A 21751-nucleotide genomic window follows, 5' to 3' on the forward strand; every position below is an offset into this window, starting at 1 on the left:
ATTCACCTCTCTTCCCTGCTCTTATACTCTAAATAAAGAAAATCTATGATCATGACAAGGTATCCTGTCAGCAATCCTACACCTAAGCCCCACATCGCAATTAACTCTTGATATTTGGCTGCAAATAAAATTAATAACCCAATCGTGGCGAATCTTGAATATGTACTTACAGCTGTCGCCTTAAACTTCACGTTTTCTCCATTTGTTACGCGATCTAACAGCTTGTCTGTTCTACGTGCAATGATGCGCAAACTAAGAAAACTGAAAATCGTTCCGATAATCAGCCCAAGAAATACATCCTTGTAAGAGGTAAATCCCCATCCTAGCACTAGAAGCGCAAGCAAGTAGTACATATATTTCTTTTGTCTTTGGACAAGTCCATGTACGTCTATCATCATTGCTCTCCCGAATAGTAATGTCGAATGAGTCGAATCATTGCGTATACCCCTGTTCCTAACCCGAGTAATAACCCTATAATAAGAAACAATGGAAACGTTCCAACCTTATTATCAATCCACTGCCCACCAAAGATTCCAACAAGTATAGAACCGACTAACTGAGCAAGAATTCCTGACATTAAAGCATATGCTTTTATATGGCTGCGATCGTTTTTTTGCAAGGATTCATCCCTCCAATATGTAACCCTCATTCACGATGTGTTAATAATAACTCATTTTTTTGCATAAATCCTATACAAAACAAAAAGTTTACATTTTCGTCACGGAATAGATGTAATTTTGTCACTGAAAGCCCTACCATCTATCCCCGTTGTTAGCATACAATAGGGTATTAACAGTGTCAACGAGAAATCGTAAAAAATCTAAAAATTTGAGTATTAGGCATTTCCTCCCAAAAATGAAAACGTTCCCCTTCTAAATACTGGTTACATATATGCAATTTCTAACAGTTTTCTCTTTATAATAGAAGGAAATGTTCACAAGTTTGTCACTATTATATTTTCGAGATATAACGCTTTTCTTCCATAATATAGTGTTCCTCAGACGTAAGACTTCTATATTATATGTGATGTGTATGCAACTTATGTTGTATATACGATGTATATTTATCCTCCCCCCTCCACTACTTGCTTACAGTCAAAAAAAACGAGCAGAGGAATCCCCCCTGCTCGTCAGTTGTCTTACTTCGTTCCGAATAAACGGTCACCAGCATCACCAAGACCTGGTACTACATATCCGTGGTCATTTAATTTTTCATCTAATGCTGCTACATAAATATCAACATCAGGATGTTCTTCTTGTACTACTTTTACCCCTTCTGGAGCTGCAACGATACACATTAATTTAATTTGTTTCGCACCGCGCTTTTTCAGAGAGTTAATTGCTTCAGCCGCAGAACCACCTGTTGCTAACATCGGATCTAGTACGATAAAGTCACGCTCTTCTACATCCGTTGGAAGTTTCACATAGTATTCTACCGGTTGCAATGTTTTAGGGTCACGGTATAAACCAACGTGTCCTACTTTTGCTGCTGGAATTAATTTCAGAATTCCATCAACCATTCCTAAACCTGCACGTAAAATCGGAATTAAACCAAGTTTTTTACCAGCGATCACTTTTGTTGTCGCTTTGCTTACAGGCGTTTCAATTTCAATGTCCTTAAGCGGAAGGTCGCGAGTAATTTCGAAAGCCATTAAGCTTGCTACTTCGTCCACTAATTCACGAAAATCTTTCGTACCTGTATTCTTATCGCGAATATATGTAATCTTATGTTGAATTAACGGGTGATCAAATACATACAGTTTTCCCATGTGAATCTCTCCTTTAGATGATATTCATGCGTTTGCACGCTTTTTTACACTATTTACGATTGTAAAGAAAACGCTACTAATATTCAAGGGCAAATTTGGCAAAACCATGATTTTACGATGAATCTATCTAGTATCTTTACCAATTATGGGAGCTGTATCCTTCATTATATCGCCAAAATTTATTCATCATTTGTATACATACTTTAAAAATAATATATGTCCACAAAAAAAAGACCGCCAAAACAATTAAGTCTCAGCAGTCTTCTTCAATTTATTATAGATTTGGATACATTGGGAATTTGCTAGTTAACGCTTCTACACGCTTACGTACTTCTTCTAATGCAGCTTCATTTTCATAATTTTTTAATGTATAAGCAATAAGTGACGCAATTTCATCCATTTCTTCTAAACCGAAACCACGAGATGTAACAGCTGCTGTACCGATACGTACACCACTTGTTACAAATGGGCTTGCTGTTTCAAATGGAATTGTATTTTTGTTCACTGTAATACCAACTTCATCTAATACGTGCTCTGCTACTTTACCTGTGATTTCTAAGTTACGAACATCAATCAGGATTAAATGATTGTCTGTTCCACCAGAAACAAGTGTAAGTCCTTCTTTTTGAAGACCTTCAGCTAAGCGGTTCGCATTATTAATGATATTTTGTGCATATGTTTTAAAATCATCTTGTAGTGTCTCACCAAATGCAACAGCTTTTGCAGCGATTACATGCATAAGTGGACCACCTTGAATACCAGGGAAGATTGATTTATCAATTTGTTTTGCAAATTGCTCTTCACATAAAATCATACCACCACGTGGACCACGTAATGTTTTATGTGTTGTCGTTGTAACGAAATGTGCATGTGGTACTGGGTTTGGATGTAAACCAGCAGCTACTAAACCAGCGATATGTGCCATATCAACCATAAAGTATGCACCCACTTCATCTGCAATCTCACGGAATCGTTTGAAATCGATAACACGAGGATATGCACTTGCACCTGCAACGATTAATTTTGGTTTATGTTCTTTCGCTTTTGCTAATACATCATCGTAATTAATACGGTGAGAGTCAGCATCCACGCCATATTCTACGAAATTATATTGTACTCCACTGAAGTTAACAGGGCTTCCGTGTGTTAAGTGACCACCATGAGATAAATTCATACCAAGTACTGTATCGCCTTGCTCTAAAATCGTGAAGTATACTGCCATGTTCGCTTGTGCACCAGAATGCGGTTGAACATTTACATGCTCTGCACCAAAAATTTCTTTCGCGCGATCACGTGCGCTATCTTCTACCACGTCTACGTGTTCACAGCCACCATAGTAACGTTTTCCAGGATATCCTTCAGCATACTTATTCGTTAAAACAGAACCTTGCGCCTCCATTACTGCTTCACTTACGAAGTTTTCCGAAGCAATTAACTCAATCTTTGAACGCTGTCTTCCTAGTTCTGCCTCAATTGCAGCAAATACCTTCTCATCTTGACGTTTTAAATGATCCACCAAAATCCCCCTTTTCTGAACGAATTACATCAATTCCCAACAGTTTTTTCTTATTTATTCAGAAAAAACGAAAATTCAGGTTGTAATTCTTTCGAACCTTCATGTTTTCAACTACATTCTAACATGACTTTCTATATCATAAAAGAAAAAAAAGACCGAAAATCGGTCTTTTCTTTCTTATACTATAAAGTCAGACAACATACCTTTTATCTTATGATAAACAGCTACTATATGACTTCCTAATTTCTCATATTTAACGGCAAGTGGTAGTCTCTTCCGCCACCGCGTAAACAGCACGTGCTCCACCAATGAGTTTTCCACGTGTTTTGGCCATTGTTACATGTGCACTTCCAATTGCCTTCACACTTGTACGAACCGGAACAGCTACATGTTTTAAATGCATACCAATAAATGTATCACCAATATCCATTCCTGCATCTGCTTTAATAAACTCAACTACTACCGGATCTTTCAAATTGTGATACGCATATGTCCCTAATGCACCACCTGCTGATCTAACAGGCGTAACTGTTACAATTTCAAATTGATATTTTATCGCTACTTCTCTCTCAACCACTAAAGCACGGTTTAAATGCTCACAACATTGAAACGCTAATTCAATACCTGTTTGCTCTTGAAATTGTTTTAACTCAGAAAAAATCGCCTCTGCTACTTCCATCGTTCCTGATGTTCCAATTCTTTCGCCTAGCACTTCGCTCGTGCTACAACCCACTACAAAAATTTGACCGCTTTGTAATAAAGCTTGTTCTTGGAAATCAGAAAGCGACATTTGTAGCTGTTCTCTTACCTTTACGATTTCTGTCATTACGCCTCTTCCTTTCACAGGTTGGTTCACCAAATTATATTTCACACTACTGATAGTTAGAATCTATTACTTTGTTTCGTATGTTTTAATTTTTCCTACACGGTTTTCGTGACGACCACCTTCATAGTCAGTTGTTAACCAGATTTTCGCGATATCACGTGCTAGGCCAGCACCAATTACACGCTCGCCCATTGCTAGCATGTTAGTGTCATTATGCTCTCTCGTTGCTTTCGCGCTGAAAGTATCATGAACTAACGCACAACGGATACCATTTACTTTGTTTGCTGCGATTGACATACCAATGCCTGTCCCACAAACTAAAATACCACGATCTACTTCACCATTCGCTACCATTTCAGCTGCCGGAAACGCAAAGTCAGGGTAATCAACAGAACCAGCTTCACATTCACAACCTAAATCAATATATTCAATATTTAACTCTTCTAATAAACTTACAAGTTCTTTGCGGATATTCATACCGCCGTGATCAGATGCTATTACTACTTTCATTTTTACCCCTCCAAAGTTTCAATCAATTATCTTCATTTCACACTCGCTACCTCAATAGTACGAAGTGATCTCCAATATCGTATTATACACGAAACATCAACCTACTGAATGTTTTTTCAGTAAAGTTTGTACAAGTTTTTCCATCTCATCTAACGTTTCTTTATAAATAGAAAGCGAGCCTCCAAATGGATCTGAAATGTCCTTGTCTATACCTTCAGTTAATCCATATAATGTATTCAATTTCTTTTCAACACTCGGATAATGCCCAAATACAATTTGTTTATGATTTTCTGTCATCGTTACGACAATATCAGCCCAATCAAGCAAAGTTTCGTTTACTTGCTGCGCGGCATGATCAATTGAAATTCCTTTTTCAGCTAAAGCTTCCTTCGCATGTACCGATGCATCGCTCCCAGGATAGGCAAAAACACCAGCAGATTGCACTTCAAACCTATCTCCTCCGTGATGACGAAGCAACGCCTCAGCCATTGGACTACGACATGTATTGCCAGTACAAACAAATAACACTCGTTTCATCCAAACCCACCCCTATATTCGATTTCTTACCACTCATCATAACTTACATTAGAATAGAACAAAAGAAATGTGAATATACAAAAGGCGCATTTCTCTTATATTTTTTCTAAGAAAAATGCGCCTTATCCACATATATGTGAAACCCTATTTCCAAGTGCCTAGAGTATTTTAACATACCTACTGAATATGCAACAAAAATAAGGAATCCATTTCATACGAAACGGATTCCTCTTATACGACAATTATTTCATTGTAACTTTCATTACTTCTGTTGAACCTTTTGTAGCTGCTACGCCTACAGTTGTCTTAATAGACTCAGCTGCATCTGTGTTTGTAATAACGATTGGAGTAATTGTGCTTTTCGCTTTTTCACGGATTAATTCTAAGTCGAATGAGATTAATTTATCTCCCGCTTTTACAGCTTGGCCTTCAGAAACGTGAGCTTCGAAACCTTCGCCTTCCATTTTTACAGTTTCTAATCCAACGTGGATTAAAATTTCTGTTCCGTTTTTCGCTTTAATTCCGATAGCATGTTTTGTGTGGAATAATTGTACGATTTCACCATCAACTGGAGATACAACTACACCTTCAGTAGGATCGATTGCAACACCGTCACCCATCATACGACCAGCGAATACTGGATCTGGTACTTCTTCAATATTTTTCACTGCTCCAGTTAATGGAGCTACGATTGTTTCTTCATTTGTTTTTGAACCAAGACCGAATAATTTTTTAAACATAGGATAGTCCTCCTTATAATTTACCTAAAAGTTTATAGGGCAATCCCTAGTAAAGCTCGGGATACATGTAAGACTTCATACTTCGAATATTATACTGTAAAAACGCTTTCGAAATAAATTACGTCATTACTAATAGACTCTTATTGTAGCGCTTCACAAAATTCCAGTCAATTCTGATTGTCTGAATAACAATAAGAAGTTAACTTCTATTTATATTTTCTCTTTTTTTGCCCAACTTGTCTAGAGGTCTTTACCACATTTTATTTTTTGTTGTTAATTTGTAAAATTTAATTCAAACTTTTTTCAAAATCCACTTGACTAAAGTAAGTAACTATTTTATCATTACTTACATAAGGTAAGTTAATAACTTTTAGGAGGTTTTTAAAAATGATGGATTTCGGTCTACTTATTATTCGTCTTATTATAGGAATTACATTCATGGGTCATGGTGCTCAAAAATTATTTGGTTGGTTCGGCGGTTACGGTTTAAAAGGAACAGGTGGCTGGATGGAGTCAATCGGTTTACGCCCTGGTGTATTTATGGCATTTATGGCTGGCGCAACTGAATTACTAGGTGGCTTCTTATTCGCATCAGGTATTTTCATTGTAGTTGGTTCATTATTTATCGTTGGAACAATGTTAATGGCTATCTTCACTGTTCACGGAAAAAATGGTTACTGGGTAACACAAAATGGATATGAATATAACTTAATGTTAATCGCTGTTGCTGTTGGTGTAGCTTTAATCGGACCTGGCGCATACGTTTTACTTTAATTTTTATGTCATGTTACTCTTCATCCCCCAAGAAATCAGCTTGGGGGATTTCAGCATTCCTTTAATCTATAATTTTTTTCACTAGGAAAATCCAATACTTTTCATTGAAGAAATTTTTAAATTCCAACTCATAGGACAACCCCCAATCACACTTAAAAGCCAAACATATGCTACTAGTATTAAATATAATAAGGGGGAAAAATCTTATGAAAAACCACGATAAAAAACTTCTAGAAGAAGAAATGGATCCAACTAACGAAAATGATAATGAAAGCAAAGTAAAAGCGAAGGCTAAAAACAAAAATAAGAATAAAAACAATAATAATCTTGCTAATCAAGGTGGACAAGCTGGACTCGAATTAACAGCGACTGGTGGTGGCCAAATTAGTGGAAAAGGTGGAACAAACGTAAGTCAAGGTGGACAAATTGCTAAAAAAGGCGGACAGAATGCGAATCAGATGGGACAAGTTGCTAGAGAGGATAGTGAAAACATAATCAAAAGAAGCGAATTCGAGGCTGGTGTTGCCGACGGCGAAGAAAGCGCTGATGAAAACATTTCAGCACCGGCGGAAGATGGGCTTTAAGCTGAGCAGAAAAAAAGATAGGAGCGAACATTCTTATGGCGAACCGTCGTTCTCAAAAATATAAAAACACTAACACAGAACAAACAGAAGCAACTTCCTCCTTCAAACTCAGCAAAGATGATCTTCCAATTGAAATTCACATCCACGTCAACATTTACAACTACAATGACAACAACAATAACCTTGCAAATCAAGGCGGGAAGGCTGGATTTACAATAACAGCTGATAGAAATGGACAGATTAGCGGAAACGCAGGGACAAATGCTAGTCAAGGCGGACAAATTGCCAAAAAGGGTGGACAAAATACGAGACAAACAGGACAAGCTGCTAAAGAAAATGATGAAAATAAAATTCAGGAATCACGTCCTACACTTTTTTTACCGCCGTTCTCTTAATTAGCACTTCCATTTCTAAAACTTTCGCTTTATCTTAGTTCCATCATTGTTTGTCATTTATAAATTAAATCCTTATTTGGCATATAAATGACAAACACACTTTGTTGCATCAAAACAGCAATACTTATTCTTATCGACATATACATTTTTTGTCTCGTTTACAAAAAAGCCAAAAAAATATTTTTCCAGCAGGAGTTTTCCACTAACATCTTGTAAACAAACAATAAGTCGTCATATTTAGAAAGGGGATTTTAAGCATGTTATCCATTAATCCAAATGAACAATCGGAAAAAGAGAATTACAAATTATTAACGGGAAGCATCATTCCACGCCCAGTCGCATTCGTTACTTCTGTAACAAAAGACGGTGTATTAAACGGCGCACCATATAGTTATTTCAATATTGTCGCTGCTAATCCACCACTTATCTCCGTTTCTGTACAACGAAAAGCCGGAGAAAGAAAGGACACTTCCCGAAACGCAATTGAAAAAGGTGAATTTGTCGTACATATTTCTGACGAATCATATGTAGCAGCAATTAACGAAACAGCAGCCAATCTCCCGCCAAATGAAAGTGAAATTGAACTAGCAAAACTAACACCAATTGAAAGTGAAGCCATCTCCGTTCCAGGTGTAAAAGAAGCAAATATTCGAATGGAATGCGTATTAGAACGTGCAATTCCACTTGGTGGAACAGAAGACTCACCAGCTTGTGATCTACTAATTGGACGCGTCGTTCGTTTCCACGTTGCCGAACATCTATATGAAAAAGGGCGCATTCACGCAGAAGGACTCAAGCCAATAAGTCGCCTAGCAGGACACAACTATGCAAAATTAGGAGAACAATTTGAATTAGTTAGGCCAGTTTAAAAGTGGAAGTGGCCCGTTTAGCTCTGACCAGCTAAGGTTCTCTCGCACAAAAGGTGCTTTTTACCTTTCGTGCGGGAGGTTCTTAGATGCGAAGAGCTGGCCACTGGAACTGGATAATATCTAAAAGCAGAAGCGGCCCGTTCAGAATGGGAGGGGGATGGAGCTTCTGACTTAGAGGCGCTTTTTGCCTCGCAGGAAGACGCGAAACCACCACCATTCTAGCCGCTGGAACTGGATATATTTAAAAGCAAGGTAGCTCAATTCCTGCCATCACTCAAACATAAAAATCCCCTGCTTTTTAGCAGGGGATTTTATCATTGTAATTCTTCCTTCTTTTCCTCTAAAGTAGGCAGTTTTTCTTTTTTCGGTTTCCCTAGCTTAATTACGAAGAAGTATAAGGAAAGCAGTGTAATAAGAAAAACAATTAAAAACGGGTACGGAGAGTAAAAGGCACGCGCCGCCTCAGTCTTTCCCGCAACAAATTTCAATGACTCAATATCTAAAAACTCAGCAAACATTTGTACACCGAGCATACTAAACCAAAAAACAAAAAAACTAATAATAATACCAAAAACTTGCTTCAATCTCGTCATTCATCTCATCCTTTCTATATCTGTAATTTTTAGTGCAATAAATATAGTACAAACAAAATATTCACAGAAAGGAACTATCTCACCATTCACGAATTAACTTAATCCAACCTAACATCGAAATTTGCAAAATAATACCCCAAATTATAAGTCTTCTTAGCCATCGAGGAAAGAAGGTTAAAAACTTAACATACCATTCCAATAGCTTGTTCATAATTCCCTCCTACATAAAATTATATAGGAAAAAGGATATATAATCCAAATCCAACCAGAATGATACCACCTACTATCTCACCATATGTACCGAGCATATCTTTCGCATGTCTACCAATTAATAAACCAATCCACGCTAATAACATGCTAACAAATCCAAAAAGTAATATCGTAATAATTGTTTGTGCCCCATAAATACCAAGACTAAGCCCTACTGAGAAACTATCTATACTAACGCCAAATGCAAATACGAATAAACTAATTCCAATAGGGGCAGTTCTAGTCTCTTCATTTTGTAAAATGGTCGAATATACGATATAAAACCCTAGTCCGATTAATAAAATAGCACCCGCAAAATGTGCAATATCTCCATACTTCTCTGATAAAAAACGACCTAGTACCATTCCTATAAACGGCATAATAATATGAAATATCCCTATCGTCATACCAATATACAGGATTTGTCTTAACTTTAGGGGCATCATCCCCATACCAAGACTCACCGAGAACGCATCCATCCCTAAGGCGAATGCCATAATTATTAAAGGTATTAGCTCTTCAAACGTCATTCATGCCCCTCCTTGGACGTGCTACTTCACAATATGCTTATCCAAGGAGAAATATTCTGTTTGCTAATCGTACCTTATCATTCAATAATAATATGATGTCCTGCCGCTTTTGTTAAACGATTCATAATAGCATTCCCTATTCCTTCATTAGGGAACGACTCACTAAAAATAACATCCACTTCACTTGCATCAAATGTTCTAAGTACATCATATAATTTAGTCGCAACGCTAGCTAAGTCACTTCGAACACCACAAGATAATATAACATCCGCGCTATATACATGCTGATACTCTTCCGTCGTTAATACGCCTACTTTAAATCCTTCTTCCTTTTTCTCATCTACAAGATGCTGAATAAACTCACGTGAGCCCTCAACAATACTAAGTGGTGCTTTCGGCGCATAATGTGTGTATTTCATTCCAGGTGATTTCGGTTTTTCCTTCTCATCCTTTAAAGCTGGATCTAAAGAAACGGTACCTATCACTGCTTCTAATTGTTCTTTCGTAATCCCACCTGGACGCAATATTGTTGGAACCGTGCTTGTACAATCAATTACAGTTGATTCAACGCCTACTCCAGTTGCACCACCATCAACAATACCTGCGATCTTTCCATTCAAATCTTCATATACGTGAGAAGCTAGTGTTGGACTTGGACGCCCTGAACGATTCGCACTTGGTGCCGCAACAGGTACATTCGCCTCTTCAATAAGAGCAAGTGCAACTGGATGATCAGGCATTCTTACCCCGACCGTATTAAGTCCCGCCGTCACCCTCTCTGAAATCCCTTCTTTTCTCGGCAAAATAATTGTTAATGGTCCTGGCCAAAAATGCGCCATTAACTTCTCTGCAACTGGTGGAATTTCTTTCACAATCCCATCTAACTGAGATTTTGTACCTATGTGGACAATGAGTGGATTATCACTCGGTCTTCCTTTCGCTTCGAAAATTTTGGCGATTGCTTCATCATCCATCGCGTTTGCACCTAACCCATATACTGTTTCCGTAGGGAAAGCAACCGCCTCATTTTCTCTTAATAATTTTGCTGCTTCTTGTAACTGTGGATAATATTTTTTTCTTTCCACAACATTATCCACAACCCACATATTTGTATGCATTTTTTTCCACGTCCTTTTCTACCCTTAAATACTTGTCTATTTTTAGTTTACTATGAGATTTATCCAAAAGACAAACAAGGTTTATCCACAAAATGTGGATAAACCTAATTAATCCGTGGATAACTTTGTGAATAGCTGACAATTTAGTATTATTGCATTCTGCTCTTTTATATTTTTACAAAAATGTTCTAACTGTTGAATTCCCTCTGGAACCTCATCCTTTTCTATAGTAAAAAAGTCAAAAAACTGAAAGATCGGCACAGATTGTGGATGGTTTGTTAGTAAGTACAATTGTTGAACATTTTTTTCTTTCATATACTGCAAAAACATTTCAAAAAAATATAAGAAAGTCTGTTTATCCACATGAGGTGTGAATAAACAAGAACGAATAAGTACATCTTCCCCACTTTGTTCATAACCAATTACAGCTCGTATTTCTTCCGCCTCTTCCAAAATCATAAATTGTGCGTACAACTCATTTATTTTATCATCTTTTTTATTAGCTTGTCCGAAAAAAGAATGTAATCTTTCCACATCTGCTTTCGTAGCAAAATACACTTTCTTCATAATAAATCCCTCCTCATTTTTATATATGAGGAGGGATTTATTAATAGTACTATTTAGAGAATAAAGATGTAAAAGCTTCTACAATAAACAATTTAACTTCTGGCTTTTCTTCTTCCTCTTCTACTTTTACATACTCATTTTGCTTTTCTTGTTTTTTCTCCACAGGTTTCTCCACTTTTTCCACAGTTTTTGTTTCTTCTTTACTTACAGGCTGCTCTTCAACTTTTGTTTCATTTTTTACTACTTTCTTTTCAGAAGCTGTTACTTTTTTTACTACTTCCTGTTTTACAACTTTCGTTTCTTTTACCTTATCCACTTTCTTCTCTTCTGTATTTACTACTTCCTCATCTAGTTGTTTCACCTGCTCCTCTTCAGGAGATTCCGCCTTCACAACATGCTCTTCTTTTCTTACAGCTGTCCCACTCGAAAAATCTAAGAAACACATTGGTGGAAATAATACACACCACCAGTTCGCCCCTTCACCTTCTCCAATTGTGATCAATACTGCTTCATATTCTCCTGCTGGATAAATAAAATTCCCATATACCTTTGTAGGAAACTTTACATTCTTACTAAATTTCACTTGAAATGATTCTTTACTTCCTTCTCTTTTTAACGTATTTTCCACCGTTTTCTCGATTTCTGGAATATGACCTTGAATTACTTTGCGTGCCTCTTCAAATGAAGTTAAATCCGCTACCCATCCATCAATTTGTGCTTTTACTTCATCACGCACTTTACGCTTTAATGCCTGGTCTTTATCTGAATCACTATTTGCTAAAATTCGCAATCGAACGGCCTCTTTCGGAATAACTGAAGGCCCTTTTGCATCAGCTTTCATATATCCAAACTGCACAAGTAACTGTGCACCAATTAATAATATAAGAAGATAAGCAATAACTTGTTTTTTCATTTCCTCCACCGTCCCTTCTACAAACAGTGTGGACAGACTTTCATATTTCTAAACTATTAAATTCAAAATCTATATGAATTTTCCTACAAAAAAAAATAGAGTAAGGTGTGAACCTTACTCCATCTCTGCAAATACCATACGGTCTTTTCCGTTAATATCAAAAACAACCTCAACATGGGCATGTGGAAAAGCTTGTTGTAACAATCTTTTTACATCCTCACCTTGTCCTACTCCAATTTCAAACGCTACAATTGCTTTCTCCTGCAACACATTCGGCAATTCTTCCATAAAACGGCGATAAAAATCTAATCCGTCTTCTCCACCAACAAGCGCTCTCTTCGGCTCATGCTCTTTCACAACAGGAGAAAGACCACGCCAATCCTCTTCCGGTATATATGGAGGATTTGAAACAACAACATCTAGCTTTTGACCCGTTTTATCAAATGGTGACAATAAATCACCGTGATAGAACGTTACTTCTGCACCTAAAGCTTTTGCATTTTCTTTTGCAACTTCAATCGACTCTTGTGCAATATCTACTGTATACACGTGGAGATTTTTATTTTCTAAAGCAAGCGTAATAGAAATCGCTCCACTACCTGTTCCTATATCTGCTACATGTAGTTCCTTGTCGCCAAAATGGCGCTCAATTCTTTCTAATACTCCTACTATAAGCTCTTCTGTTTCCGGTCTTGGTATTAATACTTCTTCATTCACAAAGAACGACCGGCCATAAAACATTTCATAACCAATCATATATTGAATAGGAATACCTTCTACATGCTTGTGGATAAACTCCGTAAAGCTTGCCTCTTGTTCCTCATTTATTTCTTCACGCATATTCATAAGTAATCCTGTTCTGTTCATCTTTAATACATGACAAAGGACAATTTCTCCCGCATTTTCATCTCGTCCATTTTCCTGTAAAAAAGAAGAAGCCCATTTCAGGGCTTCATAGACACGCATTACTCAGCTGCCTCCATCCTTTGAGCCTGATCTTCCATCACTAAGGCATTGATGAAATCATCTAACTTACCTTGTAAGATTTGATCTAGCTTTTGAATCGTTAAACCGATTCGATGGTCTGTAACACGGTTTTGCGGGAAGTTATACGTACGAATACGCTCTGAACGATCACCCGTACCAACAGCTTGTTTACGGTTTTGATCATATTCAGCTTGTGCTTCTTGTCTAAACTTATCATAAACACGTGCGCGTAATACTTTCATCGCTTTTTCTTTATTCTTAATTTGTGATTTCTCATCCTGACAAGATACAACTACACCAGTCGGTAAATGCGTTAAACGTACCGCTGACATCGTTGTATTAACACTTTGTCCACCAGGACCACTAGAAGCAAATGTATCAACACGAACATCTTTCTCGTGAATGTCGATTTCTACTTCTTCTGCCTCTGGTAATACAGCTACAGTTGCTGTAGATGTATGAATACGTCCACCAGATTCCGTTTCAGGAACACGTTGTACACGGTGAGCACCATTCTCGAATTTCAGCTTCGCGAAAGCACCTTTACCGTTAATCATAAAGATAATCTCTTTATATCCACCTAACTCTGTATAACTAGCCTCAATAATCTCCGTTTTCCAGCCCTGCACCTCAGCGTAACGGCTATACATGCGGTATAAGTCACCAGCAAATAAAGCGGCCTCGTCGCCACCAGCAGCCCCACGAACCTCAACGATAACGTTCTTATCATCATTAGGGTCCTTTGGAACTAGTAAAATTTTCAGACGTTCTGATAACGTTTTTTCTTGTGATTCTAACTCAGAAACCTCTTCTTTTACCATGTCACGCATTTCTGCGTCTAACTTCTCTTCTAACATTGCTTTCGCATCTTTTAATTGCTCACGAACATCCTTATACTCACGATACACCTCTACCGTTTCCTGTATATCAGACTGTTCCTTTGAATATTCACGAAGTTTATTTGTATCGCTAATAACCTCTGGGTCACTTAACAATTCATTTAACTTCTCATAACGATTTTCTACAGCTTGCAAACGATCTAACACATCATTCACCTCTACATCCTAGTATCTAATACAAATAGTATATGGTACTTACTCAAAAAAACGCAAATTATATTTAAAAGCGTAAGCGGCTTGCTCAGAATCGCAGGCCATTGGAGCTCTCGACCTTGAAGCGCTTTTTGCTTCAAGCGAGAGAGTGAAATGGCCGGAGATTCTAGCCGCTGAAGCTAGATAATATATTTTAAAGTGCAGGTGGCTCTTTCAGCTCTGACCAGCTAAGGTTCTTTCGACCTAAAGGTGCTTTTTACCTTTCGGGCGGAAGGTTCTTAGCTGCGAAGAGCTAGCCACCAGAACTAGATATATTTAAAAGCGTAAGCGGCTCACACCAACCACACTCTCTATTCTGAAAAAAACTCGCCTTGCGCAGCGAGTTTTACTTATCTTTGTTTGTAGGAACTGCATGACAATGACGACAGCGCGGTTCATACGATTCTGAAGCCCCAACTAAAATAATCGGATCATCAAATGCCGCTGGTTCTCCATCAATTAATCGTTGTGTACGACTTGCCGGAGATCCACATGCAGAACATACTGCTTGTAGCTTTGTTACATGTTCAGCAATCGCCATCAGCTGAGGAACTTGTCCAAATGGTAGACCACGGAAATCTTGGTCTAAACCAGCTACAATGACACGATAGCCACGATTTGCCAATACTTGCACCACTTCCACAATGTCCCCATCAAAGAATTGCACCTCATCGATTGCAATTACATCCATATCTTCAGTGATATGTTCAAATATATCTTTTGAAGCTGAAACAGGAACTGCTTTCACCTTTAATCCGTTATGTGATACAACGTCTTCTTCACTATAGCGATTATCAATACATGGTTTAAATACAATTGCATGTTGTTTCGCAAATTGCGTACGGCGCACACGGCGGATTAATTCTTCTGATTTACCAGAAAACATACTACCGCAAATCACTTCAATCCAGCCATTTTGATTTATTAAGTACATGAAGCTCTCCTTTCATCTACTTTTTAGTTAAAAGTAGGGTAAAGGTATAATATTTTCGCAAAAAAAACAGACAAGCGAATACATACACTTGCCTGTTTTATGTTTTTATTACTTGATACCGTATTTCTTATTGAAGCGATCAACGCGTCCGTCTGCAGTAGCAAACTTCTGACGTCCAGTGTAGAATGGGTGAGAATCAGAACTGATCTCAACTTTTAGTAATGGATAAGTGTTACCATCTTCCCACTCAACAGTTTCGCTAGAGCCTTTAGTAGACCCGCTTAAGAATTTGAAGCCTGTGTTTGTGTCCATGAATACAACTTTCTTGTAATCTGGGTGAATTCCTGCTTTCATTCTTTTCATCTCCTTCCGCCCTGAATCATTTTCGAAACAGAGTTTTTCATCTTCAGCTGCATACACAACTATATTGATGAAACACATATGATGAAATTATAACAAGGCTAACTTCATTTTGCAACTACCTGTTTTTGTCTTTTGAAATTTAAAGTGGCGGGGGCTCGTTTAGCTCTGACTGGCTAAGGTTCTCCCACTTATTTCTCTCTTTAATATCACCTAAAAGGCATAAAAAACTCGCTTACTATAAAATAAGCGAGTCCCCATCTTTTCCCTTTACTTAGTTGTTACATATCTTTTCGAGTCTGCAACAATGTTTTGTAAAAATTCTTCGTTTGTCTTCGTTTGGCGAAGCTTACGTAAGAAACTTTCAACAAAGTCTGGTGTATCACGCATTGTTTTACGAATACCCCATAACTTGTCTAAATGCTCTTTTGGAATTAATAGATCTTCTTTACGTGTACCAGAACGACGAATATCAATCGCTGGGAAGATACGACGTTCAGCTAACGAACGATCTAAGTGAAGTTCCATATTTCCAGTTCCTTTAAATTCCTCGTAAATAACATCGTCCATACGAGATCCTGTATCAACAAGGGCTGTTGCTAAAATCGTTAAGCTACCGCCCTCTTCAATATTACGTGCAGCTCCAAAGAAACGCTTCGGTCTATGGAAAGCCGCTGGGTCGATACCACCCGATAATGTTCTACCACTTGGCGGAATAACAAGGTTGTAAGCTCGCGCTAAACGGGTAATACTATCCATTAAAATGATAACGTCTTTTTTGTGCTCTACAAGACGCATTGCACGTTCTAACACAAGTTCAGCTACTTTAATATGATTTTCTGGTACTTCATCAAAAGTAGAACTTACAACGTCGCCCTTAACAGAACGTTCAATGTCTGTTACTTCCTCTGGACGCTCATCAATTAAAAGCACAATTAATTCTGCTTCTGGATGATTTGTTGTAACACTGTGTGCAATTTCTTTTAATAGACTTGTTTTACCAGCCTTTGGAGGCGCAACAATTAAACCACGTTGTCCAAATCCAACTGGTGCGATTAAATCCATGATACGTGTCGGTAACTTTTTCGGTTCCGTTTCCAATTTCATTTGGCGATCTGGGTATAATGGTGTTAATGCAGGGAAATGCACACGCTCTTTTGCTGAATCTGGATCATCTCCGTTTACAGCTTCAACTTGTAATAACCCAAAATAGCGTTCATTTTCTTTCGGAGGTCGTACTTTACCAGAAACTTTGTCTCCATTACGTAAATCGAAACGACGAATTTGCGAAGCTGAGATATAAATATCTTCTGAGCTTGGAGAATAGTTGATAGGACGTAGGAATCCAAATCCTTCTGATTGAATAATTTCTAATACGCCTTCCATGAAAAAGAAACCTTCTTTTTCTGCTCGAGCTTTTAAAATAGAAAAGATTAACTCTTTTTTCGTTAACTTGCTATAATACGAAATCTTAAATTCTTTCGCAAGCTCGTATAACTCTTTTAATTTCATGTTTTCTAATGCTGCAATTGACAAATTCATTCAGACACCACACTTTAACGTTATTCTCTTTTTTCATGGGTAAAGGGAAAAATACGGAAGGCAAATAATTAATAATGAAAGGCAATAAGTTCAAGTAGGGTAATATTCACTATTGTAACCCTTTTATCTAGTTTTAATCAATACGTTGGAACACAAATACAAGAAGCGAAGACAAGAAAATTTGTCTTCGCTTCTTATTTAGTTTAGTTCCAGCTCCGATAGTTAAAAAGGTCGACCATTTTAACCTTTCTGAACGAGCCGCTTACACTTTTTACTTAATCCAGCTTCAGCAGCTAGAATGGTCGGTGGCTTCACTTCTTCCTGCGAGGCAAAAAGCGCCTCTTCGTCAGAAGCTCCATCCCCCTCCCATTCTGAACAAGCTGCTTACGCTTTTTATTTAATCCAGCTCCGGTGGCTAGAAGGGTCAGTCATTTCACCCCTTCCTGCGAGGCACAAAACGCCTCTTCGTCAGGAGTTCCAATGCCTTCCCCTTCTGAGCAAGCCACCTTCGCTTTTTACTTAATAACCAAGTTCGGTTTTTTATTTAAGCTATGACGACCATCTACAAAGCGAACTGTACCTGATTTTGCACGCATAACAAGAGATTGCGTTGTTCCTACGCTACCTTTAAATTGAACACCGCGTAATAGTTCTCCATCTGTTACGCCTGTTGCTGCAAAGATTGCATCGTCGCCTTTTACTAAGTCCTCCATACGAAGGATACGATTAATGTCTTCTATGCCCATTTTTTTACAACGTGCTAATTCAGTGTCGTTTTGTGGCAATAGTTTTCCGTGAATTTCTCCACCTAAACATTTTAAAGCAACTGCTGCCAATACACCTTCAGGTGCTCCACCAGATCCAAATAAAATATCTACACCTGTTCGATCAAATGCTGTATTAATTGCTCCAGCTACATCTCCATCATTAATTAATTTAATGCGAGCACCAGCTTTACGAATTTCTTCGATAATTTCTTGATGACGTGGGCGATTTAAAACTGTCGCTACAACATCTTCAATATCTTTATTTTTCGCTTTCGCAACTGCACGTAAGTTATCAATAATAGGCGCATCAATGTCGACCGCCCCAACTGCTTCTGGGCCAACTGCGATTTTATCCATGTACATGTCAGGAGCATGTAACAAATTACCGTGGTCTGCAATTGCAATAACAGCAAGAGCATTCCAGCCACCAGCTGCTACGATGTTTGTCCCTTCTAAAGGATCAACCGCAACGTCTACACGTGGTCCATATCCTGTACCTAATTTCTCTCCGATATATAGCATTGGTGCTTCATCCATCTCACCTTCACCAATTACAACTGTACCTTTCATCGGAATTGTATCAAATACATCACGCATAGCTGATGTTGCTGCACCGTCTGCTTCATCCTTTTTCCCGCGCCCCATCCAACGCGCTGATGATAATGCTGCAGCCTCTGTTACACGTACTAACTCCATAGATAAACTTCTTTCCACGATAATCCCTCTCCTTTAAGTCTTTATATTTCTGCCGTATTTTGTGAACCGTGTTTTTCTATAAAGTGTACTTCCGCAAGTAGTGATGCTTCGCTTCCCCCTTGCGGAAGTATCACTTATGCGTTCTTCATCTCTTCAATTTCTTGTTTTGTCATTTGTTCTCGCCAAATGTTTGCTCCAAGCCCTTTAAGCTTGTCCACTATATTCTCATAACCTCGATCAATATGCTCAAGTCCTGTTACTTCTGTAATTCCATCTGCCATTAACCCTGCAATAACAAGTGCTGCTCCCGCTCGTAAATCACTCGCCTTCACTTTTGCACCTTGCAACAATACAGGACCAGTTACAATTGCCGAACGACCTTCTACTTTAATTTGAGCATTCATACGGCGTAATTCATCAATGTGTTTGAAACGGGCACCGTAAATTGTATCTGTTACAACTCCCGTCCCGTGCGCCTTTGTTAAAAGCGTCGTAAACGGCTGTTGTAAATCTGTTGGAAAACCTGGATATACAAGCGTTTTGATATCAACTACTTTTAACTTTCTATTACCGTTCACTGTAATTTGATCATCATTCGTTTCAACTTGAACACCAGCTTCTCTTAGCTTTGCAGTAACTGATTCTAAATGCTGAGGAATAACGTTATCAACCGTTACTTCTCCTCCTGATGCAGCTCCTAGAATCATATACGTACCAGCTTCAATACGATCTGGGATAATAGTATGGTGACAACCATGTAAAGAGTCCACACCATCTATTCGGATTACATCTGTACCAGCACCCTTAATACGTGCTCCCATGCTTGTTAACAATGTAGCTACATCAATAATCTCGGGCTCTTTCGCTGCATTTTCAATAACAGTTCTACCTTTCGCTCGTACAGCTGCTAGCATAATATTAATCGTAGCTCCTACACTAACAACATCTAAATAAATACGTGCTCCATGTAGTTCATCTGCTCTTAAATAGATGGCACCTTGTTCATTTGTAACATGTGCACCTAGCGCTTCAAACCCTTTAATATGCTGATCAATCGGCCTCGGTCCTAAATGACATCCACCCGGAAGCCCAATAACAGCTTTTTTAAAACGGCCAAGCATCGCACCCATTAAATAATAAGAAGCGCGCAATTTTTTCACTTTTCCATTTGGCAAAGGCATTGCAACCATGTTAGAAGGATCGACTACCATCTCTTCCTCCTGTCCATAAGTTACTTTCCCTCCAATTTCCTCTAGTAAGTCTCCTAACATTTTCACGTCCGAAATATTAGGGACACCACCAATAGTTACTGGAGTATCTGCTAAAATTGTCGCTGGAATTAATGCAACGGCACTGTTCTTAGCACCGCTTACTCGAATTGTTCCATTTAAAGCTCTTCCGCCTTCAATTAGCAATTTTTCCATATTGAGCTCCCTTCTTGTGAATGTATTTACTTTCTATCTTTTTATAGAAAGCTCCCCTTAAGAATCTCAATCACTCTTTCCATCCCAAAACTCAATAAAGTGAAACTTTAATTAGTGGGGGGGTGTTTATCCCCACTAATTATTAGTTGAACCAATCGGGCTTTTACGGGCAGTTGATCCCCACCTAACTTCTTTGCTTCCACTAAATTTTGAGGTGGGGGTCTTACTGCCCTTTAATGCGGGATAAATAGGAAATCATTATATTCATTTCTCCTGTAGCACGAATATATAAAGATCAACTATTCATCGAATTTACTTTATCAATTTAGATACGTTATCACATTTATTAATAGGACTATGCACATTATTTTCTATTTAAAAACCAAAAATGATAAAATCTTTAGACTTGTTCACGCTTTCATTATACAACGAAAGGAAACCGTCTAAAAGACTAGACGGTTTCCAAAACGGAATTTTATTCTTACGCTTTACCGTTAGAACCGAACTCACGCATTTTACCAGCAACAGTTGCTTTAATAGCGTCACGGCCAGGTCCAATAAATTTACGAGGATCGTAAACTTCTTGGTCTTTGTTTAATACTTCACGAACAGCTTTTGTAAACTCGATTTGGTTCTCAGTGTTTACGTTGATTTTTGAAGTACCTAAAGAGATAGCTTTTACGATATCAGCAGTTGGGATACCAGTACCACCGTGTAATACTAAAGGTACGCCAGTGAAGTCACGAACTTGTTCCATTTCAGCGAATCCTAAGTTAGGCTCACCTTTGTAAGGACCGTGTACAGAACCTAAAGCTGGAGCTAGGCAATCGATACCTGTTGCTTCAACAAGGTGTTTACACTCTGCAGGATCAGCGTAAATTACGCCTTCAGCGATAATGTCGTCTTCTTGTCCGCCAACTGTTCCAAGCTCAGCTTCAACAGATACGTTACGAGCGTGTGCGTATTCTACTACTTTTTTAGTAGTTTCAACGTTTTCTTCGAATGGGTGGTGAGAAGCGTCGATCATTACAGATGTGAAACCTGCATCGATTGCTTCTTTACATTTTTCAAAGCTTGAACCATGGTCAAGGTGAATCGCTACAGGAACAGTGATGTTCATTTCTTCGATTAAAGCTTTAACCATAGCTACAACTGTTTTGAAACCAGTCATATGACGAGCTGCACCCTCAGATACACCTAGGATTACAGGAGATTTTTCTTCTTCCGCAGCAGCTAAGATAGCTTGAGTCCACTCTAAGTTGTTCATGTTGAATTGACCAACTGCGTATTTTCCTTCTAGTGCTGTGTTTAGCATTTCTTTCATAGAAACTAAAGGCATGGTGAATCCTCCTAAAAAACGTTTTTTGTATCCGATAAATTCTTATCGCTGGTAGTATGACCAGGATAAGGTAAATTATGTATATTTACCTACCGGACTTTTTTCTACACTCAATAGGATAA

Annotated in this window: 27 protein-coding genes; 4 read left to right on the forward strand and 23 right to left on the reverse strand. The window is 38.2% G+C overall.

The genetic code is table 11. The features are described from left to right. Nucleotides 1-2 precede the first annotated feature (2 nt). The 9 genes from AC241_RS26360 to AC241_RS26400 form a co-directional block, all read right to left on the reverse strand. Nucleotides 3-395, reverse strand: coding sequence for an ATP synthase subunit I (locus tag AC241_RS26360; protein ID WP_000567600.1), 393 nt, complete (start codon nt 393-395; stop codon nt 3-5). Then, nucleotides 395-619 carry an AtpZ/AtpI family protein gene (locus AC241_RS26365; RefSeq protein ID WP_001171223.1) on the reverse strand — a complete coding sequence of 75 codons (225 nt, stop codon included), beginning with the start codon at nt 617-619 and terminating at the stop codon, nt 395-397. Before AC241_RS26365 ends, AC241_RS26360 begins: the two co-directional genes overlap by 1 nt. Before the next feature lie 26 nt (nt 620-645). Further along, complete coding sequence (locus AC241_RS26370) at nt 646-759, reverse strand: DUF4024 domain-containing protein (protein WP_000232962.1); 114 nt, start codon at nt 757-759, stop codon at nt 646-648. Between the two features lie 379 nt (nt 760-1138). After that, on the reverse strand, nt 1139-1768 hold the full coding sequence (upp, locus tag AC241_RS26375; protein WP_000517539.1) for a uracil phosphoribosyltransferase: 630 nt from the start codon (nt 1766-1768) through the stop codon (nt 1139-1141). Nucleotides 1769-2042: 274 nt separating this feature from the next. Continuing rightward, nucleotides 2043-3284: a serine hydroxymethyltransferase gene (gene glyA, locus AC241_RS26380; protein WP_050844750.1), complete on the reverse strand. Its 1242-nt coding sequence runs from the start codon at nt 3282-3284 to the stop codon at nt 2043-2045. 253 nt (nt 3285-3537) lie between these two features. Then, nucleotides 3538-4110 carry a TIGR01440 family protein gene (locus AC241_RS26385; RefSeq protein WP_016079651.1) on the reverse strand — a complete coding sequence of 191 codons (573 nt, stop codon included), beginning with the start codon at nt 4108-4110 and terminating at the stop codon, nt 3538-3540. Between the two features lie 66 nt (nt 4111-4176). Next, nucleotides 4177-4620 carry a ribose 5-phosphate isomerase B gene (rpiB, locus tag AC241_RS26390; protein ID WP_000869542.1) on the reverse strand — a complete coding sequence of 148 codons (444 nt, stop codon included), beginning with the start codon at nt 4618-4620 and terminating at the stop codon, nt 4177-4179. A 96-nt stretch (nt 4621-4716) separates the two neighbouring features. Next, entirely contained in the window at nt 4717-5157 is a 441-nt protein-coding gene (locus AC241_RS26395; RefSeq protein WP_016079650.1) for a low molecular weight protein arginine phosphatase, read from the reverse strand. 242 nt (nt 5158-5399) lie between these two features. Continuing rightward, nucleotides 5400-5897 (reverse strand): PTS sugar transporter subunit IIA, encoded by a 498-nt coding sequence (locus AC241_RS26400; protein WP_000473665.1) that lies wholly within the window; start codon nt 5895-5897, stop codon nt 5400-5402. Between the two features lie 387 nt (nt 5898-6284). Here AC241_RS26400 and AC241_RS26405 point away from each other — a divergent pair, with 387 nt between their 5' ends. From AC241_RS26405 to AC241_RS26420, 4 genes are all read left to right on the forward strand, one after another. Then, nucleotides 6285-6671, forward strand: a complete 387-nt coding sequence (locus AC241_RS26405) for a DoxX family protein (protein WP_000968616.1) — start codon at nt 6285-6287, stop codon at nt 6669-6671. A 206-nt stretch (nt 6672-6877) separates the two neighbouring features. Then, complete coding sequence (locus AC241_RS26410) at nt 6878-7255, forward strand: hypothetical protein (protein WP_016079649.1); 378 nt, start codon at nt 6878-6880, stop codon at nt 7253-7255. 35 nt (nt 7256-7290) lie between these two features. Then, on the forward strand, nt 7291-7650 hold the full coding sequence (locus AC241_RS26415) for a hypothetical protein (protein ID WP_016079648.1): 360 nt from the start codon (nt 7291-7293) through the stop codon (nt 7648-7650). Between the two features lie 257 nt (nt 7651-7907). After that, nucleotides 7908-8519, forward strand: coding sequence for a flavin reductase family protein (locus tag AC241_RS26420; protein WP_016079647.1), 612 nt, complete (start codon nt 7908-7910; stop codon nt 8517-8519). Between the two features lie 314 nt (nt 8520-8833). Here AC241_RS26420 and AC241_RS26430 read toward each other — a convergent pair whose 3' ends face one another. The 14 genes from AC241_RS26430 to AC241_RS26490 all read right to left on the reverse strand — a co-directional run bounded on the left by AC241_RS26430 (nt 8834) and on the right by AC241_RS26490 (nt 21629). After that, nucleotides 8834-9112, reverse strand: coding sequence for a DUF3935 domain-containing protein (locus AC241_RS26430; RefSeq protein WP_000197471.1), 279 nt, complete (start codon nt 9110-9112; stop codon nt 8834-8836). 79 nt (nt 9113-9191) lie between these two features. After that, complete coding sequence (locus tag AC241_RS35745) at nt 9192-9323, reverse strand: hypothetical protein (protein ID WP_001037634.1); 132 nt, start codon at nt 9321-9323, stop codon at nt 9192-9194. 19 nt (nt 9324-9342) lie between these two features. After that, nucleotides 9343-9891, reverse strand: a complete 549-nt coding sequence (locus AC241_RS26435) for a manganese efflux pump MntP (RefSeq protein WP_016079646.1) — start codon at nt 9889-9891, stop codon at nt 9343-9345. A gap of 77 nt (nt 9892-9968) precedes the next feature. Continuing rightward, nucleotides 9969-11009, reverse strand: coding sequence for an L-threonylcarbamoyladenylate synthase (locus tag AC241_RS26440; RefSeq protein WP_050844751.1), 1041 nt, complete (start codon nt 11007-11009; stop codon nt 9969-9971). Nucleotides 11010-11117: 108 nt separating this feature from the next. After that, the gene (locus AC241_RS26445) at nt 11118-11576 is read right to left on the reverse strand and encodes a GNAT family N-acetyltransferase (protein ID WP_016079644.1); all 459 of its coding nucleotides are present in this window, start codon (nt 11574-11576) and stop codon (nt 11118-11120) included. 49 nt (nt 11577-11625) lie between these two features. Next, nucleotides 11626-12489 (reverse strand): stage II sporulation protein R, encoded by an 864-nt coding sequence (gene spoIIR / locus AC241_RS26450; protein ID WP_048564340.1) that lies wholly within the window; start codon nt 12487-12489, stop codon nt 11626-11628. A 114-nt stretch (nt 12490-12603) separates the two neighbouring features. Further along, nucleotides 12604-13455 carry a peptide chain release factor N(5)-glutamine methyltransferase gene (gene prmC / locus AC241_RS26455; protein WP_001267022.1) on the reverse strand — a complete coding sequence of 284 codons (852 nt, stop codon included), beginning with the start codon at nt 13453-13455 and terminating at the stop codon, nt 12604-12606. Then, nucleotides 13455-14522 carry a peptide chain release factor 1 gene (gene prfA / locus AC241_RS26460; RefSeq protein WP_000887066.1) on the reverse strand — a complete coding sequence of 356 codons (1068 nt, stop codon included), beginning with the start codon at nt 14520-14522 and terminating at the stop codon, nt 13455-13457. Before prfA ends, prmC begins: the two co-directional genes overlap by 1 nt. 391 nt (nt 14523-14913) lie before the next feature. Continuing rightward, nucleotides 14914-15501, reverse strand: a complete 588-nt coding sequence (locus tag AC241_RS26465; protein WP_000280851.1) for a thymidine kinase — start codon at nt 15499-15501, stop codon at nt 14914-14916. A gap of 108 nt (nt 15502-15609) precedes the next feature. Beyond that, nucleotides 15610-15855 carry a type B 50S ribosomal protein L31 gene (locus tag AC241_RS26470; protein ID WP_000643435.1) on the reverse strand — a complete coding sequence of 82 codons (246 nt, stop codon included), beginning with the start codon at nt 15853-15855 and terminating at the stop codon, nt 15610-15612. Between the two features lie 276 nt (nt 15856-16131). Further along, nucleotides 16132-17403: a transcription termination factor Rho gene (rho, locus tag AC241_RS26475; RefSeq protein ID WP_001053903.1), complete on the reverse strand. Its 1272-nt coding sequence runs from the start codon at nt 17401-17403 to the stop codon at nt 16132-16134. Between the two features lie 515 nt (nt 17404-17918). Then, complete coding sequence (gene glpX, locus AC241_RS26480) at nt 17919-18884, reverse strand: class II fructose-bisphosphatase (protein WP_016079642.1); 966 nt, start codon at nt 18882-18884, stop codon at nt 17919-17921. A gap of 116 nt (nt 18885-19000) precedes the next feature. Next, nucleotides 19001-20290 (reverse strand): UDP-N-acetylglucosamine 1-carboxyvinyltransferase, encoded by a 1290-nt coding sequence (murA, locus tag AC241_RS26485; RefSeq protein WP_000413248.1) that lies wholly within the window; start codon nt 20288-20290, stop codon nt 19001-19003. Nucleotides 20291-20771: 481 nt separating this feature from the next. Further along, nucleotides 20772-21629, reverse strand: coding sequence for a class II fructose-bisphosphate aldolase (locus AC241_RS26490; protein WP_001131859.1), 858 nt, complete (start codon nt 21627-21629; stop codon nt 20772-20774). Nucleotides 21630-21751: the final 122 nt, after the last annotated feature.

It is taken from the genome of Bacillus thuringiensis, from assembly GCF_001182785.1.
GTDB classification, from domain to species: Bacteria; Bacillota; Bacilli; order Bacillales; family Bacillaceae_G; genus Bacillus_A; species Bacillus_A thuringiensis_S.